This is a genomic window from Micromonospora sp. NPDC049282 (assembly GCF_043197045.1).
GTDB lineage: Bacteria > Actinomycetota > Actinomycetes > Mycobacteriales > Micromonosporaceae > Micromonospora.
In genome coordinates this window covers 552,644-578,660 of sequence record NZ_JBICSL010000001.1, presented here as the reverse complement: position 1 = coordinate 578,660, position 26,017 = coordinate 552,644, and the positions used below count along the sequence as shown (strand labels likewise).

Annotated in this window: 22 protein-coding genes; 14 read left to right on the top strand and 8 right to left on the bottom strand. The window is 68.2% G+C overall.

The window, feature by feature from the left end; translation table 11 throughout:
• The first annotated feature begins 44 nt into the window (after positions 1-44).
• The 5 genes from ACGFI2_RS02670 to dcm all read left to right on the top strand — a co-directional run bounded on the left by ACGFI2_RS02670 (position 45) and on the right by dcm (position 9,603).
• Positions 45-1,508 (top strand): ATP-binding protein, encoded by a 1,464-nt coding sequence (locus tag ACGFI2_RS02670; protein WP_393509462.1) that lies wholly within the window; start codon positions 45-47, stop codon positions 1,506-1,508.
• Entirely contained in the window at positions 1,505-4,210 is a 2,706-nt protein-coding gene (locus ACGFI2_RS02665) for a Z1 domain-containing protein (protein WP_393509459.1), read from the top strand. The genes ACGFI2_RS02670 and ACGFI2_RS02665 overlap by 4 nt, the downstream gene beginning before the upstream one ends.
• Positions 4,203-5,162 (top strand): PD-(D/E)XK motif protein, encoded by a 960-nt coding sequence (locus ACGFI2_RS02660; RefSeq protein ID WP_393509456.1) that lies wholly within the window; start codon positions 4,203-4,205, stop codon positions 5,160-5,162. Before ACGFI2_RS02665 ends, ACGFI2_RS02660 begins: the two co-directional genes overlap by 8 nt.
• Positions 5,163-5,171: 9 nt before the next feature.
• A complete protein-coding gene (locus ACGFI2_RS02655) occupies positions 5,172-7,244 on the top strand; it encodes an AIPR family protein (protein ID WP_393509453.1) in 2,073 nt (690 codons plus the stop codon).
• Positions 7,245-7,644: 400 nt separating this feature from the next.
• A complete protein-coding gene (gene dcm / locus ACGFI2_RS02650; protein WP_393509450.1) occupies positions 7,645-9,603 on the top strand; it encodes a DNA (cytosine-5-)-methyltransferase in 1,959 nt (652 codons plus the stop codon).
• Here the strand turns inward: dcm and ACGFI2_RS02645 are convergent.
• The 3 genes from ACGFI2_RS02645 to ACGFI2_RS02635 all read right to left on the bottom strand — a co-directional run bounded on the left by ACGFI2_RS02645 (position 9,593) and on the right by ACGFI2_RS02635 (position 13,211).
• A complete protein-coding gene (locus ACGFI2_RS02645; protein ID WP_393509447.1) occupies positions 9,593-10,909 on the bottom strand; it encodes an ATP-binding protein in 1,317 nt (438 codons plus the stop codon). The genes dcm and ACGFI2_RS02645 overlap by 11 nt on opposite strands.
• Before the next feature lie 367 nt (positions 10,910-11,276).
• Positions 11,277-11,804 (bottom strand): very short patch repair endonuclease, encoded by a 528-nt coding sequence (locus ACGFI2_RS02640; RefSeq protein ID WP_393510071.1) that lies wholly within the window; start codon positions 11,802-11,804, stop codon positions 11,277-11,279.
• 153 nt (positions 11,805-11,957) lie between these two features.
• Positions 11,958-13,211 carry a helix-turn-helix transcriptional regulator gene (locus ACGFI2_RS02635; RefSeq protein ID WP_393509444.1) on the bottom strand — a complete coding sequence of 418 codons (1,254 nt, stop codon included), beginning with the start codon at positions 13,209-13,211 and terminating at the stop codon, positions 11,958-11,960.
• 253 nt (positions 13,212-13,464) lie between these two features.
• Between ACGFI2_RS02635 and ACGFI2_RS02630 the strand changes: the two genes are divergently transcribed.
• The 4 genes from ACGFI2_RS02630 to ACGFI2_RS02615 all read left to right on the top strand — a co-directional run bounded on the left by ACGFI2_RS02630 (position 13,465) and on the right by ACGFI2_RS02615 (position 15,515).
• Positions 13,465-13,656 carry a hypothetical protein gene (locus tag ACGFI2_RS02630; protein WP_393509441.1) on the top strand — a complete coding sequence of 64 codons (192 nt, stop codon included), beginning with the start codon at positions 13,465-13,467 and terminating at the stop codon, positions 13,654-13,656.
• Positions 13,653-14,645 carry an FAD-binding oxidoreductase gene (locus ACGFI2_RS02625; RefSeq protein ID WP_393509438.1) on the top strand — a complete coding sequence of 331 codons (993 nt, stop codon included), beginning with the start codon at positions 13,653-13,655 and terminating at the stop codon, positions 14,643-14,645. The genes ACGFI2_RS02630 and ACGFI2_RS02625 overlap by 4 nt, the downstream gene beginning before the upstream one ends.
• Positions 14,645-14,905, top strand: a complete 261-nt coding sequence (locus ACGFI2_RS02620) for a hypothetical protein (protein WP_393509435.1) — start codon at positions 14,645-14,647, stop codon at positions 14,903-14,905. Before ACGFI2_RS02625 ends, ACGFI2_RS02620 begins: the two co-directional genes overlap by 1 nt.
• 151 nt (positions 14,906-15,056) lie before the next feature.
• Positions 15,057-15,515 carry a hypothetical protein gene (locus tag ACGFI2_RS02615; RefSeq protein ID WP_393509432.1) on the top strand — a complete coding sequence of 153 codons (459 nt, stop codon included), beginning with the start codon at positions 15,057-15,059 and terminating at the stop codon, positions 15,513-15,515.
• Here ACGFI2_RS02615 and ACGFI2_RS02610 read toward each other — a convergent pair.
• A complete protein-coding gene (locus ACGFI2_RS02610) occupies positions 15,499-17,883 on the bottom strand; it encodes a hypothetical protein (RefSeq protein ID WP_393509429.1) in 2,385 nt (794 codons plus the stop codon). The genes ACGFI2_RS02615 and ACGFI2_RS02610 overlap by 17 nt on opposite strands.
• Before the next feature lie 209 nt (positions 17,884-18,092).
• On the opposite strand from ACGFI2_RS02610, the gene ACGFI2_RS02605 reads away from it, so the two are divergent.
• The 5 genes from ACGFI2_RS02605 (at position 18,093) to ACGFI2_RS02585 (ending at position 21,230) form a co-directional block, all read left to right on the top strand.
• Positions 18,093-19,004, top strand: a complete 912-nt coding sequence (locus tag ACGFI2_RS02605) for an S-4TM family putative pore-forming effector (protein ID WP_393509426.1) — start codon at positions 18,093-18,095, stop codon at positions 19,002-19,004.
• A gap of 64 nt (positions 19,005-19,068) precedes the next feature.
• The gene (locus ACGFI2_RS02600) at positions 19,069-19,449 is read left to right on the top strand and encodes a hypothetical protein (RefSeq protein ID WP_393509423.1); all 381 of its coding nucleotides are present in this window, start codon (positions 19,069-19,071) and stop codon (positions 19,447-19,449) included.
• A 99-nt stretch (positions 19,450-19,548) separates the two neighbouring features.
• A complete protein-coding gene (locus tag ACGFI2_RS02595; RefSeq protein WP_393509420.1) occupies positions 19,549-19,818 on the top strand; it encodes a hypothetical protein in 270 nt (89 codons plus the stop codon).
• Positions 19,811-20,425: a DUF6879 family protein gene (locus ACGFI2_RS02590; protein WP_393509417.1), complete on the top strand. Its 615-nt coding sequence runs from the start codon at positions 19,811-19,813 to the stop codon at positions 20,423-20,425. Before ACGFI2_RS02595 ends, ACGFI2_RS02590 begins: the two co-directional genes overlap by 8 nt.
• Before the next feature lie 49 nt (positions 20,426-20,474).
• Positions 20,475-21,230 carry a DUF6082 family protein gene (locus ACGFI2_RS02585; protein WP_393509414.1) on the top strand — a complete coding sequence of 252 codons (756 nt, stop codon included), beginning with the start codon at positions 20,475-20,477 and terminating at the stop codon, positions 21,228-21,230.
• On the opposite strand, the gene ACGFI2_RS02580 is transcribed toward ACGFI2_RS02585, so the two are convergent.
• The 4 genes from ACGFI2_RS02580 to ACGFI2_RS02565 form a co-directional block, all read right to left on the bottom strand.
• Positions 21,205-21,750 carry a flavoprotein gene (locus tag ACGFI2_RS02580; protein ID WP_393509411.1) on the bottom strand — a complete coding sequence of 182 codons (546 nt, stop codon included), beginning with the start codon at positions 21,748-21,750 and terminating at the stop codon, positions 21,205-21,207. The two genes, ACGFI2_RS02585 and ACGFI2_RS02580, sit on opposite strands and share 26 nt — an antisense overlap.
• A 102-nt stretch (positions 21,751-21,852) precedes the next feature.
• The gene (locus ACGFI2_RS02575; RefSeq protein WP_393509408.1) at positions 21,853-24,066 is read right to left on the bottom strand and encodes a choice-of-anchor J domain-containing protein; all 2,214 of its coding nucleotides are present in this window, start codon (positions 24,064-24,066) and stop codon (positions 21,853-21,855) included.
• A 151-nt stretch (positions 24,067-24,217) separates the two neighbouring features.
• Positions 24,218-25,300, bottom strand: coding sequence for a macro domain-containing protein (locus ACGFI2_RS02570; protein WP_393509405.1), 1,083 nt, complete (start codon positions 25,298-25,300; stop codon positions 24,218-24,220).
• A complete protein-coding gene (locus tag ACGFI2_RS02565; protein WP_393509402.1) occupies positions 25,297-25,947 on the bottom strand; it encodes a DUF4433 domain-containing protein in 651 nt (216 codons plus the stop codon). The genes ACGFI2_RS02570 and ACGFI2_RS02565 overlap by 4 nt, the downstream gene beginning before the upstream one ends.
• Positions 25,948-26,017 lie beyond the last annotated feature (70 nt).

The window sequence follows — 26,017 nt, the reverse complement described above, 5'->3', positions numbered from 1 at the left end:
TTGAACCATCGACTAGCAACAGCCTGACCAGCGGGAGAAAGAGTGTGAAAGAGGAGGAACTCCCTCCGGAGCCTCAGCTGATGGAGTCGCTTAGAGCCGTCGGCTACTCCCTCGAGGCGGCAGTCGCCGACCTGATCGACAACTCGATCACCGCGCAGGCGAACCGTGTCGAGGTGTTTTTCAGCGCGGAGGCCGAGCCCTACCTAGCCATCGTCGACGACGGAACCGGCATGAACGCCGACGAGGCTCGCGTTGCAATGTGTCTGGCGGGCACGAGCGCCGCTGGGAGCAGGCGGCCCGACGACCTTGGTCGCTTCGGGCTAGGACTTAAGACCGCGTCGCTCTCCCAATGCCGCGAGCTCACGGTGGTCACCAAACGAGACGGTGTGATGACGGCACTGCGCTGGGACCTCGACTACCTCACCCGCTCGAGGCGCTGGGCACTGCTCACCCTCTCCGAGGCGGAGGCCTCGATCCTCCCCCGCTACGGTGAGATCAAAGCGAACCCGAGCGGGACCTTGGTCGTCTGGCGGCATTTCGACCGTCTCCCCTCCGCCAGCCAGACGATCTTCGCCAAGGCCTTCAACGAGCAGATGCTTTCCGCCCGGGCGCACCTCTCACTCGTCTTCCATCGCTTCCTCTCGGGCGAGGACGGCAAGCCCAAGGTCACGATGGAGCTGAACGGCGTCCGGCTGAAGGTGGTCGACCCTTTCCTCACGGCCCACCGGGCCACCCAGAGAGGGCCGGCCGAGTCCTTTGCCGTCGCAGGCGCACGGATCGACGTTCAGCCGTACACCCTGCCCTACATCTCGAAGCTTACGCAGGCCGAGAAGGAGACCGCCCAGATCGCCGGCCGACTGCGCGACAGCCAGGGCTTCTACATCTACCGGGCCAGGCGCCTGGTCATCTGGGGAACGTGGTTCCGCCTGGTGCCGAAGGACGACCTCGGCAAGTTGGCGCGTGTCCGCGTCGATATCCCGAATACCCTCGACCACCTGTGGTCTCTTGACATCAAGAAGTCCGCGGCCGTCCCGCCGACGGAGATCAGAGACCAGCTTAAGCGCTTGGTGGACCGAATCGTCCACCCGAGTCAGCGCACTCAGCTGTACCGGGGCCGGCCCGCGGCAGCTTCGGACAGGGTCGTCAGGACGTGGAAACTCATCGACGAACGCGGCTCGTTCCGATATGAGCTCAATCGCGAGCACCCGCTGCTCGCTGCCCTCGACGAGCAACTGGACAACGGCGCACGTCGGCTGCTGGGTGAGCTGTTGAGGAACATCGAGTCGTCCTTTCCTGTCGAGGACGCCTACAACCGCCTAGGCGGTGACAGCGTGCACGCGCCCCAGCATTCGGACGAGGGCGAGCTCCTCGCCTACGCGGCCACCCTGTGGTTCGTCTTCAGCCAAACCGGTGAGTCCGCGGACGACTTCGTCGCCCGACTGCGGTATGTCGAACCATTCACACTCTCCAAGAACCCTGAAGCACTGTTGAGAAGGGCCGCATCTTGATCAACGGAAACAGGCAGGAGCAGATTGCGGCCTTGGAGAAGGTCGTCGGCGCATTGCTCGCTGGCAGGACCCACTCGGAGGCACACCTCACCGAGATGGTGGAGCAGTACCGCCGAGTGGCCGCGCCCGACGCCACCGACGAGGATGTCGCCGCATTGGTCCGACGCCTGACGGAGCGGCTCAGCATCGACGTCGAGCAGGGCGTCGCCATCGTGGGCGAAGACTTCAAGCCATGGCTCCAGGACAAAAAGCGGCAGATGGACTGGTCGCGATGGCTCAACTTCAAGCAGTGGATGTTGAACGACGGACGGCCGCCGCGAGTCATCGACAAGATGGACGACCTCACCGACGAGATTCTTGACTTCGCTGGCGACCCCACTGCCGCGGGTCCGTGGGCCCGTCGGGGCCTCGTCATCGGTGAGGTTCAGTCCGGTAAGACCTCTACGTACCTCGCGCTCTTCAACAAGGCGGTCGATGCCGGCTACCGACTGATCATCGTCTTGGCGGGGAACACGGAATCGCTGCGCCAGCAGACCCAGGAGCGCGTCGACGAGGGCCTCATCGGTCGCGACACCAGTCTCAGTGTCGCCCGGCCCGGCATCCCCGCCCAGACCCGTTACATCGGCGTCGGGGCACTGGACTCGCGGCTCGCGAACGCCCAAGGCATGACGACGGTAATCCAGGACTTCCGGACCAGCAGCCTCGCCGCATCCAACATCACGGTCGGCACCGACTCAGCCGAGCCGTACGTCTTCGTGGTTAAAAAGAACAAGGCGGTGCTGGAAACGCTCACCGAATGGCTGGGCCGGCAGCGCAAGGTCGGCGGCAAGCTGACCCTTCCCCTGCTGCTCCTCGACGACGAGTCGGACTACGCCTCGGTCAACACCCGGGAGGACCACAACCCGACGACCATCAACAGCGGCATTCGTGGCATCCTCGACCTGTTCTCGCGAAGCTCCTACGTCGCGTTTACCGCGACCCCGTTCGCGAACATCTTCATCGACCACGAGGTCGAGAATGATCTGTTCCCGCGCCACTACATCTACGGCCTCGAGTCACCGTCCAACTACGTGGGCTCGCAGGCCACCTTCGGATCCCTTGAGGAGCCCTCCGGCGCGATGCTCGTCGAGCTGGGCGACGCCGAGGAGTTCACCCCTCTCGGGCACAGGGCGCACTGGAACATCGGAGAGGTACCCGAGTCTCTCCGCGAGGCGATCCGCACCTTCTTCGTCGCCAACGCGGTCCGAGACTTGCGAGGCCAACGCGCGCCACGCTCGATGCTCGTGAACGTCTCCCGTTTTAAGCGCGTGCAGAGCCAGGTGTTCGACGCGGTGCAGGACGAGGTCTCCACGCTGCGTAACGAGATCGAGGCCCACGCAGCCCAGTACCGCATGGGCCACCCGAACAGGACCCTTGACATCGTCAAGGAGACCTTCGAGCGGCGGTACCCGGACATCACAGAGACGTGGGAGGAGGTCTTGGACGTACTCGCGGCCGCGGCGGCGGACATCCGCGTTCAGCTGTTTAATTCGGACAAGGACCGCGTCTTGGGCGAGGAGGACGAGCACTGGGACCGGCCGCAGCGGATGATTGCCGTCGGCGGTGACGTGCTCAGCCGAGGGCTGACACTCCAGGGCCTGACGGTGAGCTACTTCTACCGCCGGGTCGTCGCCTCCGACACGTTGATGCAGATGGCGCGCTGGTTCGGCTACCGCGACGGCTACAAGGACATCTGTCGAGTTTGGATCGATAAGGCATCCGCCTCCGACTACCGGCACGTCGCGGACTCGGTGGAGGAACTCCGCCGCGATCTTCGGCTTATGCTCCGCCAGAAGCTCACTCCGGAGGATTTTGGCATTGCGGTCAAGAAGCACCCTGGCGCGCTGCTGATCACCGCCAAGAACAAGATGAAGGCCGCCGAGACCCGAAGCAAAACCATCTCTCTCGCCGGTAAACGCATCGAGACCACCAAACTGTCCCCTGAGAAGAAGGTGATCTCCGACAACTGGTCGGCGTTTCAGCGGCTCGGCGACGCGATCGCCGCGAGCACCGCCGCCCGAAACGTGACGGGCCGCTGGCCGCGATGGTCTGGCGTGCCCAAGCGCGTCATCGCCGACTTCCTCAGCCAGTACCAGGCACACCCGTCGGACGCGATCTTTTCCGCGTCGGCGCTCAGCTCATTCGCCAGGCATGCGACCGCACCTGAGTTCCAGACCTGGGACGTCGTAGTGGTCAACGGCAGTAGGGAGCAGGTCCCGGAGGAGTTCGCCGGTGTGAAGTTTTACCCCCCGCGGCGAACGATTGACAGGGGGGCAGACAAGGAGCTGCGCGTAAGCGGCACGAGTAGCCGACTAGCAGGCCCCACCGACGTCCGCGTTCTCCTGTCTAATGATGACGTCGAGGCCGCCGTCGCCGACGCAGGCACCGATGGCAAAGGCAAGAATCCTCCGGAAACGGTCTTCTACAGCCGCCTTCGCCGGCCAGCCATGCTGCTGTACCCGCTGCTGCCGCAACACGACAAGCTTCCGCAGGGAGTTGATATCGACAAGATCATTGTTGCCGTGAAGCTGGCCATACCCGGCAGGGCCGGTGATCCCAAGGATTCACGGGGCGACGTCGAGTACGTCATCAACACGGTCGCGCAGCGAAAGTGGTTCATCGAGATTGACGAGTCCGAGATTGCGGATGAGGTCGATGACTGACGCCTTCGTGTTGCGCTGGCGGGAGATCATAGCGTCGCCAGGTTCCGGGAAATTTGAGGTCGACTCCTCCCACCCCCTCCGGTTCATAGTCGGCGTCAACGACCGCGATGATCCGATGATCTTCATCATCGTCAAGGACAAACCGCCGCTCCCGGATCTATCCGGGATCATCGAGGTGGAGCGGCGGCAGCGGACCGGCGACCACAAATGGACACTGGCGCTGTCACTGACCGATCGCCGTTTCCTCGAGCCCTACCTCCAGTTCTCCACCGACCTGGTGTCCCGCACTGCCGATGCGGCCACCGAGGCACAGGGCGTGGCGACGCTGCTCAAGGTCGTCGCCGAGTGGAAGCGGATGTTCGCTCGTGGACCCCGACCTCCGCTCAGTGAGGATGCCCTGCGAGGCCTCATCGCCGAGCTGTGGTTCGGCGTCCACGTCCTAGGGCGGCGGGCGGAGGCAGCCAAGGTCGCGCTGGCCTGGCGGGGTCCGCACGGCAGTCATCAGGACTATGTCTTCCCGCTGGGCCCGAGGTACGAGGTCAAGTCCCGGCGGACCGACGGGAAGAGCATCCGGATCTCCTCACTCGAGCAACTCGACGCGGACGGGATCATCTTGGCGACGGTGACGCTGGTCGAGGTCGATGAAGGAACCGCTGACGCCGTCAACCTCCCGATGCTGGTCGATGGAATCTGTGCGGACCTGGTTGCGGACCGGGACGCCGCGCTCGCCTTCGACGAGGCTCTCGACGCGCTCCAGGTCGACTCTACCGACCGCCGCTACGCCGACCACTGGTTCGTCGCCACGGAATGCACCGAGTACAACGTGGCGCCTGACTTCCCGGCAATACGACGCTCCACCACCCCGGAGGCAGTCGTGGGCGCCACCTACGACGTCGGGATCAGCGCGATCAAGAACTTCATCACCGACCGCTGGTGCAGAACCGCGGAGTAGGGGGCATTGATGGACCTCGCGGACTTTTACAAGGACCTCATGAACGCCGTGGATACGCGGGCTGAGGTTGAGAACGACTATCGATCAACGGCATTCCTTGCTGAGGTGTCCGACCGCTTGGCGGAAGCCGAGGAGGTCGAGCAGCTCACCGTTTTGCACTTCGTCGGCACCGGCGAGCGTAAACGTGCGGTCGCGGTGAATGGGTTTGACCTGACTGACCAGGACGGGTCGGTCGCGCTCGCGGTGTCAGTCTTCGCGGACTCCGACGAGCCGCTGACCCTGTCCACTGCCGACGCCCGCAGGGCGTTTCAATCACTCGCCACCTATCTCGACGAGGCCGTCCGCGGCGTCTTCCAAGAGGGACGAGAGGAGAGCGGGCCCGAGTACCAGCTCGCCGAGGACCTCCGCATGCGTGGTCGCAATGTAACCCGCTACCGGATGTACCTCGTCACCAACATGGAGATGAGCGGACGCGCGAAGGCGTTCAACAGCTCAGAACGTGATGGAATCAGGATCGACTACCACATCTGGGACCTGCGCCGGCTGCTCCAAGTATATGAGTCCAGTCAGGGTCGCGAGGAGCTGGAGATCGACCTCTCGGAGTGGCTCCCGAGCGGGCTGGATGCTCTGCGGACCTCCGAGACGGCCTCCGACGTCAAGACCTACCTCACCGCCATTCCTGCCCGTGTGCTGGCGGACCTCTACGGACGGTACGGAAGCCGGCTCCTGGAGGGCAACGTTCGTTCTTACCTGAGCACGACCGGCAAGGTGAACAAGGGAATACGCTCGACAGTGCTCTCGGAGCCGGCACGGTTCCTCGCCTACAACAACGGCATCACAGCGACGGCTACCGACTTGGAGTGGACGGCCGACGGACGAGCGATCAAAACTATCCGCGACCTCCAGATCGTCAACGGCGGCCAGACCACCGCTACGCTGTTCTACGTCCGCCGGGACAACAAAAACATCCCGCACTTCGAGGATGTCTTCGTGCAGGCCAAGCTTGTGGTGGTGCAGCCCGAACAAGCGGTCGAGATGGTCCCGCGCATCTCCCGTTACGCGAATAGCCAGAACAAGGTCAGTGAGGCGGACTTCTTCTCCAACAGCCCCTTCCACGTGAGGCTGGAGGACCTGTCGCGCCGGATTCTCGCGCCAGCAAAGCCCGGTGTGAACTTCCAGACCAAGTGGTTCTACGAGCGCACCCGGGGCCAGTACGCCAACGAGCAACGCAAGCTGAGCGTGGCTGACGCCAAGAAGTTCGCTGCCCTGTTTCCTCGGGGGCAGGTCATCACCAAGACCGACGCGGCGAAGTACGAGGTGTCGTGGGCGAAGAAGCCCCATCTGGTGAGCGCCGGCGCTCAGCGCAACTTCCTAGCCTTCGCCGATCAGGTGGCCGCCCAGTGGGGGACATCGGAGGCGAAATTCAACGAGGTCTACTTCAAGCACCTCGTGGCGAAAGCGCTTCTCTACCACCACATCCGCGCACTCGTCGCCAAGGCGAGCTGGTACCAGAGCGGCTACCTCGCGAACATCGTCACGTACACGATGTCCAAGTTGGCGGTGATCGTCGAGACCCACGCCCCAGGCAAGTCGTTCGACTTCGACCTCATCTGGGCGCGGCAGTCAGTGTCACCTGCGGTTGAGGAGACCAGTCTCGTTGTGGCGGAGAAGGTCTTCGACCTACTTACCGATGAGCGCCGTCCCATCGTGAACGTGACGGAATGGGCCAAGCGGGAAGCATGCTGGGAGTCGGTCCGGAAGGCGCCCGTGGACGTACCAGAAGCTTTCCTGGCGTCCTTGGAGTCTCGCGAGCGGGTGGCCCAACGCCGCGCCGACGCAGTCGCGGTGCAGAAGATCGATTCCGGGATCATGGCTCAGACCACGGTTCTCCAGATGGGTGCGCCTGCCTGGGAGGCGGTGCGGCGGTTCGCCGTGGCGCGGCGTCTTGCGTCACCCACCCACCTCGGCATCTTGGACATCGCGACCGGGCGAAAGAGAGGGATCCCATCCGAGAAGCAAAGCGCCGTATTGCTTGGCTTACTCGGGATCGCAGAGGAGAACGGATTTGAGCTCGGCCACTGATCGTCACGGCACGACTCCTTCTCGGGGCCCGACCAGCCGTGCTCGCACGGATATGTTCAAGGGCAGGTGCGCGATGATTCATGGCGAGCAGGACACAACTGCTTCAGGGGTCGAAGCTCATTGGGATATCTTCGTATGCCCGACATTCGTACGCTCAACGAACACCGGGCCCTCGCAAAAGGCGGCACTACCAGCAAGGCTTACCCCTCGCCGGTAATCCAGGTCAACTTGCGGATGAGGCCCAGCCCGGTCAAGCGGGCCGCTCATGCCTTTTACCACAACGAGTCTTCTCGAAGCCGTCGGCCAAGCCGTCGTGGCAACGCCGGGGCAGCCGAGGTACGGCGTCGGGCCAAAGAGGTAACCTGCGCAGGGCGTTTGATCGATCGGGGAGGTAACACAGGTGACGGACGATACCGTCGAACGACGTCGGGCAGGCTATGGCGTCAAGCTCGTGCGCGGCCCGTTCGTCCGTCTTGCGCCACACCCCAAGGCATGCGGGGACGACCAAGAGTTCCTCCGTTTTGCCGCAGCTTGCCGTGAGCGGGGTGAGCGGCTGGCGGCGGACTTGTTCAGTGGTGCAGGTGGGCTGAGTCTGGGCCTCACCGAGGCCGGGTTTCGTGTGGTCCTTTCGGCCGACCGGGACCCCGAGTCCGTCGAGACGCACCGACACCACTACCCCGGTCTCACCCTCGACTGCGACCTCGGGGAGTCCGTCAACGTTCGGCGGATCGCTGCCCTGGTGAAGGAAGCGGGGATCGAGCTGCTGTCTGGCGGCCCTCCGTGCCAACCCTTCTCCCGGGCGGGCCGCTCACTGATCCGTCACCAGGTCCGTCATGGCCTCCGCCCGGCGCACGACGAACGCCGGGACCTTTGGCGCTCGTTCTTGGAGGTCATTCAGTTGGCCAGGCCCGCCGCCGTGATCATGGAGAACGTCCCCGACATGGCGCTCGATCGGGAGATGTTCATTCTTCGCACCATGGTTCACGAGTTGGAGTCGATCGGTTACGCAGTCGAGGAACGGGTCGTTGACACCCTGCGCTACGGCGTACCCCAGTTCCGCCAGCGGTTGATCCTGGTTGCGCTGCGAGATGGAGTCGCCTTCGACTGGCCGACAGAGGTACCGGACCGGGTGTCGGTGTGGAACGCGATCGGCGACCTACCCGAGGTCGAGGGCGGCTGGAGGCCCGAGGGTGGCGCCGACGGCTGGTCAGACTATGCCGGTCCTGCTTCTGCCTTTCAGAGGCAGATGCGTCGCGGTGTTGCACAGGCGGACACGGGCAAGGTCTTCGACCACATCACCCGACCCGTACGCGAGGACGACCAGCGCGCCTTCGATATGATGGACGCCGACACCCGGTATTCGGACCTGCCGGAGGACGTCAAGCGCTACCGCGACGACATCTTCGATGACAAGTACAAGCGCCTGAGTGAGGACACGTACTCCCGCACCATCACCGCGCACATCGCCAAGGATGGTTACTGGTACATCCATCCCCGACAGGACCGCACACTGACCGTGCGTGAGGCGGCGCGGCTGCAGACCTTCCCCGACTGGTTCCGCTTCGCCGGTCCTCCCTCGGCCGCGTTCCGTCAGATCGGTAACGCCGTACCCCCGGCGCTCGGCACCCAGCTCGGGCGCGCCGTGATGACAGCGCTGGACGCCCCAACGCCAGTTGCCTACCGCAGCCGCGACATCGCCCAGGCCCTCGCCACCTGGTTTCACGACCTCGGCGAGCCGGCCCTGCCGTGGCTGCGCGCCCGAACACGGTGGCAGGTCATCTCCGCGGAGATGCTCCTCGACCGGGCAGCACCCGAGCAGGTACGAATCCTTTGGTCACTGCTCGAACGATGGGAGCAGCCGCAGGACACCGTTGACGCCGGCGACGAACTCGTCGAGATCGGGGGGTGGATCAATCGTGAGCACCGCGCCGAGCGGCTGCTCGACCTGGCGCGCGCGCTCACCTCGCAGCCAGACCTGCTCGACGACGACAAGATCCACATCCTCCGCGGGGTCGACGCCTCGGTGATCGACCTCGCCGTCCTCGCGGTCCCGACGCGTGACGAAGACAACGCGGAGGAACCCGTGCTCATCACAAAGGGCACCCACCGCGTCGCCGCCCGCTTCACCGGGGAGCACGTCGAACGCAGCCACAGGATGACCGCAGGTCGCCTGGCCATCGCCCGAATGATCGGCGATGACACCAACGCGCGGCGGGCACATCTCGGCCTGATTGAGATTGCCACTACCGTCTGCCGCCCCACCGACCCTGCCTGCCCCCGCTGCCCCCTCAACAAGGCATGCAGCGAGGCAGCCAAACGGGGCAGTCGGATCGAACGGCAGCCGGAGGTCAATCCCTGAAGCCGAGCGCGGCGGCGACGTCAGGGGCTTCGGCCCGCAAGCTCTCCCCGATGCGTTGCAGGGCCGCGTACTCACCCGCACGCATGGCAGCGGCTCGCAGCGCCAAGCCCACAACCGGCATGGGCGGCGTCGCTCCGGACGCCTCGTTGCGAGACAGGGCGGCCAATTGCTCGGAGGCTACCCTCGGGCCCTCGGAGGCACCGCGCGAGTTCTTGCGATAGGCGTCGTCCGCCCGCATGCACAGCTCGTGCACCGGGCGTTCGAGCAGCTGACGCAACTGCGGCGGCATCGCCACCCTGATCTTCGCCACGTTGATGTTGAACACCACGTCAAGATCCGTGTCGAAGTCCAGCGCCGCCCGTGCGAGCTTCGTGTGTTCGTCGATGCCTCGCATGCCGTTCCAGCCGCCCCACTGGACCAGCCGCTGGGCACGGTAGACGTACAGGCCCTGCTGACGGTTCCAGTTCAGCGGGCCCGAGAGCCGCTCGAACTCCGCCTGCGACGTGAACTGGTCTCGGGACGGTAGGACATACCGCTGCAATGACACCGTGCCGGTCGCCTCACCGACGGTCACCTCGAAACGGAGGGGAGGAAGCACCTCCCGTGCTGGCTCGTCCGGGGCGAAGGGGTTCCACGGCCGAACCTTCTCGCCGTTGACGGTGATCACGAGGCCACCGCCGACCTCACCCTCAAGGAAGCGGTGGAAAACCGTACCCAGATGGTTAGCCGTCCTGCCCGCCATTGCTTCCAACCGGCGACGCGCCCAGCCGCCGTCTGGATTACGTTCGGGCAGAACCCGGTCGAGCCCGCGCCAGAGCACCACGGTGCCCCCCGTGTCCGTCACCGTCTCGCGGGCCCTGACAACCTGCTCGTCGTTCGCCGGTTCGGCAACGACCCAGTCATCCATCTCGGCGATGAGATCGAGATCGATCATCCGCGACACGGTGCGGGCTGTGGTCGCCCTCCGGCGACTGACCACTGTCAAGGACCGGCACTGCGACAGAGACGCGGTCTTCAACCCCAGCCCGTACCGGCCGAGGTCACCGCGACCGTAGTCGCGCCGGCTGCCGTAGCGCAACGCCTCCAAGAGACCGTTGGCGCTCATACCGTCGCCGTCGTCGGCGATCATTACCCACGAGTCGGATCCGTCGAACACAATGTCGATCTCGACGCGATTCGCGCCCGCGGCGACGCTGTTGTCCACCACGTCGGCCACCGCGGTCGGAAAGTCGTAACCGATGTCGCGCAGCGAGTCGGTCAACCGCGCAGCAGACGGCGCCACGCTGTAGAGGTTCCGAGCGCTCACGACGCCTCCTACGGTCGAAAACGATGACGGGGACCAGGATGTCATACTCCTCCGCAACCCACCCCGCGGGACGCACACCGGTGCGCCAGAAACCTACCTGTGGCGCGGAAGCAGGCGCGAGCGCCCCTACCCGAACTTGGAGGGGCTTTCTGCCAACCGCGGTCTTCGTCGGCGTGGGATCAGCGTGATTCCCCACGTGTGACGCCGCGCTGTCCGCATGCCAGCCAGATTAGAACAGGGGTACGACCGAAGTGCTCGGTGAGGTCAGTTGAACCGGTCGGGCGAGGAGATGTGACGGACAGCAGGCGGGATCGCGCTTCGACTCGTGATCCGCCGTGCAGTGCCGGGATGCGGGAGGTAGCTAAAGTCATCCAGTAGCGGGGTGCTGACCAACAGCCGTCGGGGCGACCGGACTCCGGTGGGTTGTGGCCGCGCACGACCGGCCACGCACCTCGACAGCAACCCGATGCGCCGCCGCCCCAGCCTCCCGGCGCACCTCGCACTCCCACACCCTGATCACCTGCCAACCGGCCTCGACCAGCTCGTTGTCGACCCGCTGATCACGGGCCCTGTTCGTGGCGATCTTCGATTCCCACTTCTCGGCATTGGGACCCCGGAACCGGGAGGGTCCGTGTTGCGGACATCCGTGCCAAAAGCACCCGTTTACGAACACCGCGACGCGTGGACCGGGAAACACGAGGTCCGGCCGGCACCGGTTGAACAGGGTTCGCCCCAGGCGAAACCGGAAACCGAGAGCGTGCACGGCGCGGCGCAACGCCATCTCGGGAGCTGTGTCCCGTGTACGCCGTCCTCGCAAATGCGATCCCTGGGCTGTGGTAACCCAGACCTTAGAGCCATCCTTCGGCAGGAGACCGCCGTCGTCCGAACTCGTCATCACGTCTGTCACCTCGGTCAAGTAGCTTTCCGCCCCCACGACCAAGGCTAACCATGTCTACCAGTAACCCATCGCGCCTCGACCGTTGACGTATCGGCTCGCGGGCCGGGCGCAGATTGCGGTCCACGCGCCCATGACGGGTCTCCAACGCTCTCAAGCAAGTAAGCCTGCTCGCTCTGCCAGCGGGCGCAGCCCTGGCGTCGCCGCTCGCCTCTCCCTGGTCATGAGGTCGAGCAGGACTGCCCGCGCTTGAACGTTCGCGTACACCGCTTCTGCGGCTACCCGTTCGGCTTCCAGCAGGTGCAGTACGGCGGTGGGTCTGTCCGTGGACGACATGAACGCCGCTGCGGCAAGGTCGATGTGCACCTGAGCGCGTCGCCCGACGATGACGGCGGGCAGCCGTGAGGTGTCGAGGCGCGAGCCGATGTCGAGGGCCTGGTCGGCTCTGCGTGAGTGGACGGCGGCGGAGACCGAATGGATGGCGACGTTCGTCGGGCCGAAGGCGGTCCACAGCCGGTTCTGCTCCGTCCCGAGGTCTGCGGCCAGTTGCTCCGCCTGCGACAGACACCGGGCGGATTCCTTGGCGTTGCCCCGTCCGGCGAACATGACGGCCGCGAGGAGAAGCAGTGCTCCATGGGCGGAGAGCAGGTCGGGGTCGGCTGTCGAACCACTCACGGCTAGGCGGTCGATGCTGCTGCGCGTGACCTCCTCGGCCTCGGGGGCTCGACCAGGCATCCGCAGAAGGCCGCAGGCGGCCTGGTATGCCGCGATCGCCATGAGGGCCTTGTCGTCGCCGAGTCGGGCGGCGTTCGCGGCCCGGTCGGCGCTGAGCAGGGCGGTCTCGCCATCGCCGACCTTGGCGGCGAGTTTGGCCGCTGCGAGGTAGGCGGCGGCGAGAAGCCGGAAGGCGTCTCTACGGTCCGGCCCGGGGAGGTTGGACAGCTCGGTTGCCTGACGCAGCACGTCCGGTATCAGGCGGGCGGCAGATGTGTAGCTCGCCCGCTGGTAGAGATCGTGTATGCGTCTGACGGACCGTCTAACCTGGGCCGGAGATTGGGCCGGCTGCGTTAGCGGCGTGAGGTAGTCGGTCAGGAAGCTCCGCAGGTCGCCGAGAAGCTCCGGCCGGCTAGCGGCGGCGCTGCTGGCGTCGTGGTCCTGATCTCTGTTTGCCATGGCTTGTCCTCGGCGCTTGGCCACTGACACGTCGGTGAGCATGTCGTCGACCTGCTCGAGGGTAACGCCTAACGCGAAGGCAATCCGGGTTCTGTGCCCGGGGTGCGGATCGGTTTCGGCGTTCTCCCACCGAACCACCGTGGACCGCTCTACGCCCAGAATGTCGGCGAGGCGTTCCTGGCTGTACCCGAGAGCCTTCCGTCGTTGACAGAGCCGCTGCCGCTTCAGGGCCACGCTCGGACCTCCCTCCGTTCCGTCGTCAATGTAGTCACCGTGCGTCGAGATCGTGGGGCAGTGGATGCCTCATTTCTGCGTCATACGGGCTCCGCCGACGCTGTAGTTCCTCGTTTCCGCTCATCGGAGGCTGGTTGCATGGCCCGGGGCGGGTGCCGGGCTCCGGCGTCGTCGCGTCCCCCGATCGCGGCTGCCCGCCGACCCCGCCCGCCCCGGCGCCACCCACGACCCCGACACCTGGAGGCGCCCGCCGATGTCCGCCGTACTCGCCGACTTCCCCGTCCTCACCCCGGTCACCGACGACGCCGTGCTGGCCGTGCTCGTACACGTACCCGAGCGCTCGCCGCTGTGTCGCAGTGAGCGTGTCCCGTACCCGTGCCGGCTGGCCCGGTGGGGTCACGCCACGCTGCACGCGGCCGGTTTCGGCGCGGGCGAGGCGCGGTGACCGAGGAGGCGGACCGCTTCTGGGCGGCGGTCGAGGATCGCTGCCCGGGGTTGCTGCCGGAGCGGGACGCGCCGCTGCTGCACGCGTCCCTGCTGCGGTTGCTGGCGGGCGGCGACGACCGGGCCGGGCGGCTGGCGTTGCTGCGGGCGCTCGGGTGCGCGTACCGAAGCTTCGGTTTGCGGCCCTGGCACGCGGCGGCGGTCGGCGACGCGCTGCTGCCCGCGGCGGGGATGGGCTGGTGGCGGGCGTGGCGGCTGGTCGAGCGGGCCGCCGCGCGGGTGGGGGACGGCCCGGCCTGGTGGCCGGTCGAGGTGATCGACCACGACCGCGCCGCCGACACCATCGCCACCCTGACGGTACGACCGTGGCGGCGGCTGCCCTTCCGCGCCGGCCAGGCGGTGCCGGTGAGCACGCCGCGCCGGCCGGGGCGGTGGCGCTGGCTGTCGCCGGCGAACATGCCCCGCCCGGACGGCACGCTGGAGTTCCACGTCCGTGCCCTGCCCGCCGGGTCCGTCTCCCACAGCCTGGTGCACGAGGTACGCCCCGGCGAGCTGCTGCACCTCGGCGCGCCGCAGGATTCCGGGTTGGAGCTGGTCGACGACGGCGACGAGCTGCTGCTGGTGGCCGGCGGGACCGGGCTGGCGCCGCTGCGCGCCCTGGTGGAGCAGGTCGCCGAGGCGCCGGCCGGCCGGCGGGTCACGCTTGTCGTCGGCGCCCGCACGTTCGTCGACCTGTACGACGCGATCGCGCTGGACGACCTCCAGCAGGCCCACGACTGGTTGCGCATCGTGCCGGCGTTCTCCGACGACCCCGAAGCCGGACCCGCGGAGCAGGGCACCGCCATCGCCCTGGCGACCTACCACCATCGGTCCGGCCAGCACGTGCACGTGTGCGGCCCGCCCGCCATGCTCGCCGCGGCGCGGCGTTGGCTGAGCATCGCCGGGGTGCCCGCCGCCCACCAGCACCTGCCGACGATCGGGGAGCGGTGATGGCCGTCTACCGCAGCCGGCACGCACTCACCGGACCGCTCACCCCCGGCCGGATCGAGGCTGTCGAGCTGCCGATGACGTCGCGACTGCGGCGCGGCTACCGCATCGAGGACGTCGACGCCGTCCTGCACCGCTTCGCCTACGAGCTGGCCGAGCGGTCCCGCCAGCTCCGCCTGGCGACCGCCGAGAACCGCCGGATCAAAACTGCGTTGCGCAATTGGCAGTCCGAAATGTTCAACGCTGGAAATTCCACCGATTGAGTGGCGGTGAGATATCGGCATGGCGACAGGCTGCGTCCGGTGCTGGGGATGGTGATCAGGGAAGACGCTTTCCTATTCTGTTTGGACAGAGGAAGCAGTCAATGTCCAGCGGGGGTGTGGAATGGCTTTTTCCGGTGCGTACCGAATGGTGGTGGCCGCCGTTCTCGGCGGCGTCCTGATCGCTGTCGCCGCGCCCGCGCCGGGGCTGGCCGCCGCGAAGCGCGAGCTGACCGACTACCTGGCGGCCCACCCGGGCGGGGTGCCGGTCAGCGCCAACGAGATCAGCTACGGCGACGGCGCGCTCCTGGTCACGCTGCGCGCTCCGGCCGGCACTTACGCCGCGGCCGACTGCCCCCTGGGCTGGTACTGCTTCTACGACCGGCCCGACTTCGGCTACCCCCGGGGCAAGCTCTCCGACTGCGGCCGGCAGAACCTGGCCACCTGGCAGTGGCAGTTCCGGGTGGCATCCGCGCACTACAACATCTCCAGCGGCTCGGTCACGTTCTCCTACTACCAGACCCCGCTGTTCACCGTCGGCGCCCGCAACCGGGTCCTCGCCGACGCCGGGTCCAACCGGGACTGGGCCAACTACGTCAACCGTCCCTGTTAGACGGCTTCGGGTCGGCGCACGGCCGGTCGGCGATCGTGTTGGTCCGCCCGCTGTCCAGGAACAGGTAGTAGGCGAGCGTCTCGTTGCCGGCGCCGATCTTCGCGTGACTGAGCAACCCGCCGGTCTTCTCGTCGAACTGGAGCGTCTCCCGCTGGCCCTCGCCGTTGTCCGCGCTGATCGCGTACCCGTCCCGGCCGCCGCGGTCGGGGTAGCCGCCACCGTCGATGATGCCCTCGGTCTCGGCGAGCAGCCGCAGCAGCGTCGCCCGCTGCGGCGCGGAGAGCGGCCAGAACCGGTGCATCTCGGCGACCAGTTCCAGCATGCCGGCCGGGTTGCGCAGCTCCGGCGGCCTCCCGCCCAGCTGCTCCGCGACCTGCTCGCGCAGCGTGGCCAGATCCTCCGACGGCTCCGGCGGCGCGCCGGTCAGCTCACCCCGGTCGAGCGGGGAGACCTTCGCCCGCGACCGCCGGCCGTGGTCGACCGCCTGGACGGTACGCCGGCCGGTTCGCTCCCGGGTCCACCAGAGCCGCTCCTCCCGGAACCGCTCCAGGTCGTCCGAGTGGGGCTTGAGGTCGTCCGGCGACCACACCCACAGGCAGACGTGCGCGTACCGGCCCCGGTCCGGCCGCTCCTTGCTCCGCGCCACCCGGTCGGCGATCCGGTCGAGCCGCACGCCCGCGCCCAGGGGTTCGAACGGCGCCGGGTCGCGTTCGTCGCCGCGGCTCGTCTGTGGCGTCTCGGTCCGGCTGGACGGGGGCGCCGCAGTCGGGGGCCGGCCGCTCCGATCCGGACCGCCTCCCGTCAGGGCCTGCGTCACCAGGCCGGTGAGCATCGCGAGCGTCAGGGGCACCGCCAGCCGGCGCCTGCGCCGGGGCCGACCGGCCGTCGACCGCCCAGCGGGCGTCGCCAGGCGGACCGGATCCGGCGCGACGACCCGCTGGTTGCCGCGGCCGGTCGACTGCCCGGTCCGGTCGGAGTCCGGGCCGGCGGCAGCCACCACGTTGCGCGGTCGACCGGCCGGCGCCCGATGCCGCCCCGGCTCACCCGGAGCGTGTCGCTGCCCGGGAACCGTGTCGTAGACGGGTCCGTTGCCGAGGGCCCAGGACTTGTCGACCGCCGTCCACTCCGGACGCGCGCCCGCCAGATCGGCCATCTCCTCGTCGAGCGCCTGCGCCGCGTACGCGGCCAGCCGGAAGCACCACCGGCGTCCCGCACGGCTCAGGTTGTCGTAGGTGGTGGCGGTGAGCGCCCGGGCGATCAACGCCAGCAGGTACTGGATGCGCCACTCCCGCCGCCAGTTCCCCGCGCCGGCGTACTCCAGCCCGGCCGTGTAGGTGAAGCGCACCAGCTCGGCCAGATCGGCCGGAGGCGCGGTCGCCCCGGTCGGCGGGGCCTCGTCCGGTCGCACCACGTAGTGCAGCAGTGCCTCGCCGGCCGCGGGGGAAAGCGGCGCGGGCTCCGTCTCGATGCCGGGGCGCGGCGCCACCCACCGCAGGACCGAGGACAGCTCCAGCGCGAGCAGGTCGCGGGTCAGCGGCGCGTCGCGCTCGTATGCCGCGAAGTCGATCAGGATGAACGTGTTCGGCTCGACCGTGCCGTCCCGCCGCACGGCGAAGAGCACGTTGCCGCCGTGCACGTCTCCGTGGGCGAGGACGTGGACGTACTCGAAGGCGTGGTCGCCGAAGCGCCCACCGGAATCGGCCATGCGCAACGGGTTCGGCAGGCTCCGGCCGTCGAGCGTCACCCGCTCCGCGGTCAGGTCCACGCCGTCGAGCCCGAGTCGGTGGGCCGCCGGAAGGATGTCCGCCAGCGCTTTCGTCACCGTCAGCTCGCGACGCAGGTACGCCCGGACGGTGGTGGAGCGGGTCGACGGCCCGTCGGTCTCCACGCCGCCGTTCAGGTCCTGCGTCAGGGCGATGGGGATCGCCCGGTAGGCATCGAGGAACTGGGCGCCGGGCCTGATCTCGTCCAGCGAGCACACCCGTTCGCCGCCGTGGGCGAGATCCTGGAAGGAGAGGTGCCGGCCATCGCCCACCGGGTACCCGCCGTAGTGGCGCTTCACCATGTGTCGACTGGCGAAACCGGGTGCGTCCGCCCGCGCCTGCGCGTGCCGGCCGGACTCCGGCGGGCCGTCCTCGCCCGCCGGGTGCACCTTGACCAGTTCCTTGCGGCTGCCGTCCCGGCCCGGGCGGCTCGGCCGGACCATTTTGGCGGTGAACAGATAGGCGGTGGTGTAGCCCCGCATCGGTTCGTCCTGGGGCAGGACCACCGCGTCGCCGCCGTCGGCGGCGGCCCGCTTCCGCAGCGCCGCCAGCACGCGCGGGTCCTGCCGCAGCCATGTCGGCGCGGCGTCGAGACCTTCGTCCATCGTGGTCGTTGAGCCTTCTGGGATGAGGGATGCCGAGCGGTCCGCTCTGAGTGCCGGCTCAGGCTACCGCACGACTGCGGTGAAAACGGTTGCTAATTCGCGGCTCAGGATGAAGCCCTACTTATCGGTAGTTTAAAGATCACCTACAGATGGCGTTCCATGACCGGAAGTAACATCTACCGGGATGGATGCTCAGGCGGGAGGATCGCGTGCCGGAACGAACTGATTCCCTGCTCAGGCACCAGACCGAGCCGACCATGATGGCGCTGCTACGGGCCATGTCCGTCTGCCACTCCCGCGCCCAACGCCTCGACGCGCTGCGTACCTCGGTGTCCGTGGCGGTCGCCGGCGCCGGCGCCACCGTCGCCTTCACCGGCGTGTCGGCCACCGCCGTCACCGCGCTCGGCGCGCTGTGGGCCGTGGTCAACGCGCTCGGGCTCGCCACCTGGTCACGCGGGCAACTCCGGCGGGCCGCCACCATTCAGGAGATGTTCGACGTCGACCTGTTCGGCCTGCCCTGGAACGAGGTGGCGGCCGGAGAGCGGGTCACCGCGCCTGACATCAGCCGGCTCGACCGCGCGTTCCGGGGCACCGAGCGCTACCTGCGCGACTACTACGAGATCCCGGAACTGCCCGCGCCCTACGACGTGCTGGCCTGCCAGCAACAGAGCCTCGGCTGGGGGGCCCGGCTGCGCCGCCGCTACGCGTACACCGTGCTCGCCGCCGTCGCGGCCTGGGCGGCGGTCGGCGTCGTCCACGGCGTGCTCGCCGGCCTGACCGTCGCCCACCTGCTGCTCGCCTGGTTCGTGCCGTCGCTCGGCGCGCTGCTGCTGGGCGTCGAGATCTACCGCGGGCAGCGCGACGTCGCCGTCGAACGCGACCGGGCCGCCGCCGTCGTCCACGACCGGGTCACCTCGGCCGTGCGTGACCCATCGGCCGCCGCCGACCTGCTCACCGTGGCCCGACAGGTGCAGGACCTGCTCTACCGCACCCGGTGCACCCAACCCCGGGTACCGAACTGGTTCTTCCGCCGGTTCCACGCCGCCGACCGGATCGACTTCCAGGTCACCATGACCGGCCTCGACCACCTGCTGAACCCGGTTTCCCCCGTGGACGGGTGAACGCTCCGTCACGTCGAGTCGTGCGGGGCCACGCGATGATCCGGGCGCCGGTACCGTCCCTCGCGTGCCGCACACCGAAGACCTGCTGGCCGGGTTCACGCCGCCCCGGCCGTACACCAAGGACGTCGTCGCCGGCGCGCCCGCCGCGCCCGGCGTGCACCTGGTGCTCGACGGCGGCGTGGTCGCCTACGTCGGCTACACCGGCGACCTGCGCGCCCGGCTGCGGCAGCACCTCACCGGCAACCGCGACTCGTCGGTGCTGCACGACCAGGTCGGCCAGCTCCTCGACACCCCGGGCCGGGCCGCCACCCGCGACGACATCGCCGGGTGGCTGGGGCGCTGCGAGGTCCGCTGGCAGGAGACCGACAACCCCGAGGGTACGAAGGAAGCGCTGGTCCTGGCGCTGCGTCCTCGGTTCAACCGTCAGGTGCCCCGCTCCCGCTGACCGGTCGGAGATCTACTTCAGTTCGCGAAAACCCATGCGCGTCCCGTCGCGTGTCCTGACTATTCTGAGTGCTCGATCCGTTACTCCGAGGAGTTGGCGATGGCTGGTCGATGGGAAGCGGAACCGGCGGCGACGTTCGCCCGGCGACTCGGGCGGTCCGCCGCCGAGCTGGGCGAGAGCGGCGGCACGACCACCTGCCCCGACATCTGGGAACTCTCCAACGGCGACGTGGCCGTCATCGGCCGCGACCTCACGGACGCGTACGACGGGCGCCTGCCGGACGGTGTCAGCGTCGGCCGGGACGAGCGGCTGGTCGTCATCCCGCGCAGCATGATCCGTGCCGCCAAGCCGGACATTCCGGATGCGTGACCTCCTGCGGACGGCATCCGCCCGGCAGCTGAGCCTGCCCGAGTACGAGGCCGACTTCTACGCCACGGTGGAGACCGTCGACGGGGTGATCCTCAAGACCGAGCGGGCCCAGACGTTCCGAGAGCCGGGCAGCCCGAGCTGGGAGGCGTTCGCCGCCGGCCGGTGGGACGAGGCGTTACGGATCGCCGCCGAGCCCAACCCTGAGCTGGCGCAGTTCTTCGCCCACCTCGACGGATTGGGCTCCGGGCTGCACCGCCTGCGGATCGTGGAGCTGCCACTCACGCCGTACCTGATCTGGGAGTTGAACTTCCTCCGCTTCCGGGCCGAGGCGGGGGAGCGGATCGGTGTGCTCGACGCGGAGGCCGTGTCGGAGCTGGAGCGGGAACACGGCCGGGTGCCGGAGCTGATGGTGGCCGGCAGCCGGGCCGTCTACGACGTCCGGTACGACGACGCAGGGGTTCCGGTCGGCGCGGAGAAGATCGTCGAGCCAGAGGTCGTCGAGGGCTGCCGGTCCCAGGTCCTGGCGTTGCTCGACCAGACCGAGCCGCTCGATTCGTTCTTCCGTCGTGAGGTCGACGGCCGGACGCCTTCCGCCGCCCGCCCGTAGTAGCCTGCCCGCACCAGCGAACCTGGAGGCAGGCGTGCCCCGAACGCGGATGGTCACCAGTCTGGCCCGCCGGTCGGCGACGCCGACCGCACTCCTGCTCGCCGTGCTGGCCATCCTCGCCGCCGTGCTCTTCACGCCGATCGGTCTGCTCTGGATCGGTGACCGTCCCGGCTACGACTGGCCTCTGCTCGGCAACGTCGGCCAGGCGTACGGTGCGGCCTCCGCCATCCTCGCCGGCCTTGCGCTGATCGGGGTCGTGGCTTCGCTGATCGTTCAGGCGCGTGAGGCCAAGGCGGCTCGGGAGCAGGCACTTCGCGCGCTGCACACCGACCTGCTCAAGATGGCCATCGACGACCCCGACCTGTTGGAGTGCTGGGGGCCGATCGAGCAGTCGACGGACCTGGGCTGGTTCCGCAAACACGTCTACAGCAATCTGATCGTCACCCACTGGCAGCTCATGTGGGAGGTGGACACGCTCAGCGAACCCCATCTCGAAGTGCTGGCCGACCAGTTCTTCAAGGGCGCCGCCGGGCGACGCTTCTGGGCGGAGGCGAGGGGGCCGCGGATGAAGGCCGAGACGTCGCGCCGGGCCCGTCGCTTCACCCTGGTCATGGACCGGTGTTACCAGGCGGCTGTCGCGGCGGGCTCAGCAGAAGACGCGGCACCGGCCCGCCCGGAATTGAGCGACCCGGTGCCGAAACGTCCCGCTGTCCACCTTGCGCGGGGTGTCCTCCTTGGCGGTGGAGTGACTCTCGTCGGCCATTACTTGGCGCGGCGGCTCACCGCTCGTCGGGATCCCTCGTAGGGCGACGGGCCGAGCGCAGCGCGTCGACCACCACCGCCCAGCGGCTCGGCGTCATCTCGTCCGGCGCGCGCAGCACGTCCCCGCCGTGCACCACCACGCCCGCCTCCCGCAACCGCCGCAGGTTCGGCGCGTACGCGGGATGCGCCGACAACGCGGCGTTGACCCGGGGGAACACGTGGATCGGCAGGCCAGCGCCGAGCAGCTCGTTGAGGACGCCCAGGGCCAGCGTGTCGCTCGCGCCGGCCGCCCACTTGTTAAGCGTGTTGAACGTGGCCGGGACGACCGCGGCGGCGTCGGCCGGCGGGTGCGGCTCGGGGTCGCCGGGGCGGCGCCACTGCACGCGTACCGGATGACCGGTCCGGGCGGCGAGCGCGTCGCGGTCGAGCCAGGTCGCGGCGGTCGGGGTGGCGATCAGGCAGACCCGCCAGCCGTCGTCGGTGAGCAGCTCGGCGAGTTCGCCGATCCGCTGGGCCGGGGGAGCGGCGCAGACGATCAGGTGGAGCACCGGCGCTTCACTCATGCCCGCAGTTCTACCCGGAAACGGCCCCGCCCGAGCACCATCGCGGGTGCTCGGGCGGGCCGGGTGAGGTGTTAAGCGGGGGCCCCGCCTATACCGGATCCGTTAAAAGGGGGCCCCGCCTTTCTGGGCCACGCCGTTGACCTTCAGCGTGTACGGGGCGTACTGCTGGACCTGCTCGGTGGGCTCGTCGTAGGCGACCACGGCGACCACCTTCGGGAAGAGCGCGAGCAGCGCGAGCTGTACCCGGTTGAGGGTCAGGCTCGACTTGCCGTCGAACTCGAACTGCCAGGCCAGCGAGGCCTTCTCGTCCAGGCCGATGAGCCGCACGTTCCAGTTGTGCACGGCGATCGGCTTGATCTCGGTGGGCGAGTCGAACGCGGCGAGGCTGCTGCCGTCGCTGACCGTGGCCCCGCCGACCGTGACGTCGTCGACGCGCAGACCGCCCTCGTTGACACCGCCGTCGCTGACGTAGCGGAAGCCGAGCAGGATGTTCTTGCCGGCGTACGCCGACAGGTCGAAGCTGTGCGGCTCGAACCCGTCGGTGGTGCCGTTCAGCGCCGGGCCGAGCGGGCCGTCGGTGGTCCGGTCGCCGGCGATCGCCGTGTAGGTGGCGCCGCCGTCGGTGGAGACCACCACGTAGCCGTAGTCGAAGCCGAGCTCCGCGCCGTACTTGGCGAGAAAGCGCAACGTCGGGTCGGCGGTCGGCACGGTCACCGGGGTGACCGCGGCGGCGTCGGTGTTGTTGGCGTTTCCGGAGAACAGCACCGGGTTGCCGGGACGGTCCGGGTCGTTGTTCTCCACGGTCCAGGCCAGCGGCAGCGCCGGCAGCGTCTTCGCGCCCTGGAACGACAGCGACCGCAGGTCACGGCCGCGCAGCACGGTCCCGTCGGCCTTCGCCAGCGGGACGTAGTCGGCGCCGTTGGGCGCCGCGCCGGGCGTGGCGTACGCGGCCGGGTTGGCCAGGTTGACGGTGGAGCGCAGGCTCTTCGTGGTCACCCGGCTCTTCGGTACGCCGAGCATGATGCCGGCACGCGACTCCCCGACGATCTTGTCGACCAGCGTCATGGTCTGGTAGTCGTGGATCACCTGGTACATGTTCTTCGCGCCCTCGGCCTTGAGGGCCGCGTCCAGGCTGGCCAGGCCCTGCAGGTCGGCGTCGTTGTGCAGCCGGTGCACGATGTCGTTGCCGTAGCGGTCGTACAGGAACTGGATGAACGCGTACGCGTTGCCGTAGTCGGCGAGCACCGCGTTCGGGTTCGGGCTCTCGCCCCACAGGTTGAGCGAGTTCTCCGGGCCGCCGCAGTCACGCGGGTTCGCGTTGTACGGCGTCTGCACCGTGCCGAAGCCCTGCTGGCAGTAGAGGTGGCTGTCCGCGCCCCGGTCGAAGACGGTGGCCTTGGTGTTCACGTACCCGGTGAGGGTCTGCGCGAAGTCGGACAGGCCCTCGTTCATCCAGGTGGTCTCGAACGGGTCGCTGTAGTAGTGCGCCAGGTGCTGCCACTCGTGGGCGAACGTGCCCTCGTAGCTGAACGGGCGGGCCGGGCGGCTGGTGCACAGGTCGGCGGTCGGCTCGTCCGGCGGGTTCGCCCCGGTGCGGTGCAGCCAGTCGAACGCGTCGACGGTCATCACGTTGCGGTCGAACAGCTCGTTGAGCTGGGCCGAGAAGAAGCCGGCGATGTAGGTCGGCGCGGCCGGGAACTCGTAGAAGTTGTCGTCCCGGACGTTGTCGATCAGGGTGACCGTCTTGTTGCCGCCGCCGGTGTAGTCGCCGCCGTTGCCCTGCGCGTCCGGGGGGATCTGCGAGTTGCTGCCGTCGCGGTCCGGCGGCCGGCTGAACGCCACCGTCTCCTTCGGGTACATGTTCGTGTCGAACTCGTGCACGAAACTCTGCACCTGGGCGTCGGTGATCTGCGTCGACGTGGGGATCTGGTTGCGGCAGTCGTCGGCCGGGAACGCGATGTCGTCGGCCACCCACACCTCGACGTTGTCGCCGACGCCGCGCAGCGTGTAGTTCTTGCGGTAGTAGGTGCCCTCGAAGTCGTCCATGCCCAGCCACTGCCGGACCGTGCCGACCGGCGGGGTGGTGGCCGCGGCGGCCTTCGACCGTGCCTGGGCGCGCTTCTGGTAGCGGGCCGGGGTCTTCACCGGCTTGCCGTCGAGCGTGAAGTCCTTGCGGGTCAGCTCGCGGGTGTCGTCGAGGACCGGCTTGGCCTTCGCCTTGGCGGGAGCGGCCGACGCGGCCGTGGCGGGCAGGACGCCGAGGAACGGTAGGACGAGTGCGATGGCTGCGGTACCGGCGATCCGGCTGCGTGCCATTGGCCCCCCTTGTCGGGTGTGCGGTTCCGGCCGACGGGGTCACCGTCGTATCCACCGGAGTGACAGTCACGTCGTTCGTACGCCACATGGTTGCCTTTGGCAACCATCCGGGTGGACGGATGAGGAAGCTGTCCGGTCGCGCCGGATCGGCTCAGACCGAAGACGAGGCCATGCGGGGAAGGAGCCCGGCCGATTCGAGTCTCTCGTACGCCGTGTGCACGTGGGCGGCAGTGAAGAGGCGAGCCTTGCGCCCGCTCCAGGCGCGCACCCGCTCCACCAACTCGACCAGGTCGCGGGTCACGGGGGTCGTCTGCGCGGCGTAGTGCACGGTGGCGAGGAGTTCCACGGTGTAGGGGCCCTCGAAGCCCCGGACGAGCTCGGCGAACCGGTCAAGGGTCTCCGCCGGGTGGTGCGCCGAGGCGAACCAGACGTCCAGGTCGTCGGCAGCGCGGCCCGTCAGCCGGATCGGACGCAACTCCTCCACCCGCGAGGAACGGTCGCCGAAGCCGACGAGGTAGTGACCTTCGAGCCGGTCGAGCACCGCGTTCAGGCTTTCCGCGTACGGGCCGTACCTGCCTCTCGTGAAGTCGAGGCGCAACGGCTCGCCCAGCGTCTGGAGGAAGTAGGCGATCTTCTGGATCTCCAGGGTGGTGACCCCGTCCCGTGGCTCGGCGGCCTGGGCCTGCCGCAGATAACGTTCGATCGCTCGCAGCAGGACGGCGCGTCCTGCGGTGAGCGCGGGCCGGGGGGTGTCGAACGGCATCTCGGCCGGGTCCGGGGCGCCCTCCGGGGGGAACAACAGGACGCGGACGTCGGGCAGCGCGGCGAAGGCCTGCTCGATCCGGGAACGGATCACCGGCCACTCCAGGCCGCCGTTACCGCACCCGAGTGCCGGGACCGCAACGGAGGAGATCTGACGCTCGCGAATCACCCGGACCAGGTCGGCCAGGCCGGCTTCGATGTCGCCCAGCCGGGAGCGGGACTTCCAGTGGCCCTTCGTCGGAAAGTTGATGATGAAGCGGCGAGGGCCCATCCGTGCCGAATCGAAGACGAACATCCTGCCCAACGTCACTTTCTCAGCCGCGCAGGCGGCCCGGTAGGCGGTGAAGTTGGCCGGGTAGGCGCGCTTGAACTGGAGAGCGATGCCCTTGCCCATCACGCCCACGGTGTTGACCGTGTTCACCAACGCCTCGGCGTCCGCCGTCAGCAGGTTGCCATGGCTGATGATGATCATTCGCGCACCTCCCCCCGTTCGAAGCCGTAGTACCAGTCGGGTCTGACACCAACGTACGCGTCGATGATGCCAGCAGCGTGCAGGACCTGCGTCAACTGTTCCCGCCGAGCGGCTGTCCGTACGGCGTACCCGGCGACCAGGCGCAGCGGGAACTCCCGGTGAACGAGGAACTCCGCGAGCCGCCGGCGCCTGCGGTCCGGGTCCTCCGAGGTGTCTCGCCAGATCCGCTCCCGCATCAGCGACCAATCAACGAGATCGGCCAGTTCGTCGGCGACCGCGGTGAACCGAGTCACCGTGGCGGCGCAGTTGCCGTCGCTCGCCACCCAGGTCAGGCCGGCGTCGTCCACCCGTGCGGTGGTGCTCACCAGGTAGACCAACGGGTCGTCGCCGCCCGGATAGCAGTTCACCCTGCCGTCGCGGTGTTCACATGCGATGCGGTACATCATCGGTGAGCGGGGCGCGAAGTAGAACGGGACGTAATCGGCGACCACGCCGCCCGGCGGGCAGGGCACGAGCCGTTGCCGCCTGCTCGCCTTGATGTCCACGGCGCCGACGTTCGTGACCAGCCGGCTGGCGACCGCAGTGTCCGCCAGGAGGCGGCGCGCTTCGAAGATCGCCGGCAGATTGTCGATGTGGGTGAAATGCATGATCAGTCGCTGCGGCGACCGGTGTCGGCTCTGCGGGCGCATAGGTCAGCAAGATTATACGTAGAGCACT

What these genes read in the sequence shown, in the direction of transcription:
- ACGFI2_RS02595 (WP_393509420.1), top strand. Translation starts at nt 19,549, where the DNA reads ATGGCTGGTCGATGGGAAGCGGAACCGGCGGCGACGTTCGCCCGGCGA.
- ACGFI2_RS02590 (WP_393509417.1), top strand. Translation starts at nt 19,811, where the DNA reads ATGCGTGACCTCCTGCGGACGGCATCCGCCCGGCAGCTGAGCCTGCCC.
- ACGFI2_RS02630 (WP_393509441.1), top strand. Translation starts at nt 13,465, where the DNA reads ATGTCCGCCGTACTCGCCGACTTCCCCGTCCTCACCCCGGTCACCGAC.
- ACGFI2_RS02620 (WP_393509435.1), top strand. Translation starts at nt 14,645, where the DNA reads ATGGCCGTCTACCGCAGCCGGCACGCACTCACCGGACCGCTCACCCCC.
- ACGFI2_RS02580 (WP_393509411.1), bottom strand. Translation starts at nt 21,750, where the DNA reads ATGAGTGAAGCGCCGGTGCTCCACCTGATCGTCTGCGCCGCTCCCCCG.
- ACGFI2_RS02640 (WP_393510071.1), bottom strand. Translation starts at nt 11,804, where the DNA reads ATGACGAGTTCGGACGACGGCGGTCTCCTGCCGAAGGATGGCTCTAAG.
- ACGFI2_RS02570 (WP_393509405.1), bottom strand. Translation starts at nt 25,300, where the DNA reads ATGATCATCATCAGCCATGGCAACCTGCTGACGGCGGACGCCGAGGCG.
- ACGFI2_RS02660 (WP_393509456.1), top strand. Translation starts at nt 4,203, where the DNA reads ATGACTGACGCCTTCGTGTTGCGCTGGCGGGAGATCATAGCGTCGCCA.
- ACGFI2_RS02565 (WP_393509402.1), bottom strand. Translation starts at nt 25,947, where the DNA reads ATGCATTTCACCCACATCGACAATCTGCCGGCGATCTTCGAAGCGCGC.
- ACGFI2_RS02585 (WP_393509414.1), top strand. Translation starts at nt 20,475, where the DNA reads ATGGTCACCAGTCTGGCCCGCCGGTCGGCGACGCCGACCGCACTCCTG.
- ACGFI2_RS02610 (WP_393509429.1), bottom strand. Translation starts at nt 17,883, where the DNA reads ATGGACGAAGGTCTCGACGCCGCGCCGACATGGCTGCGGCAGGACCCG.
- ACGFI2_RS02655 (WP_393509453.1), top strand. Translation starts at nt 5,172, where the DNA reads ATGGACCTCGCGGACTTTTACAAGGACCTCATGAACGCCGTGGATACG.
- ACGFI2_RS02575 (WP_393509408.1), bottom strand. Translation starts at nt 24,066, where the DNA reads ATGGCACGCAGCCGGATCGCCGGTACCGCAGCCATCGCACTCGTCCTA.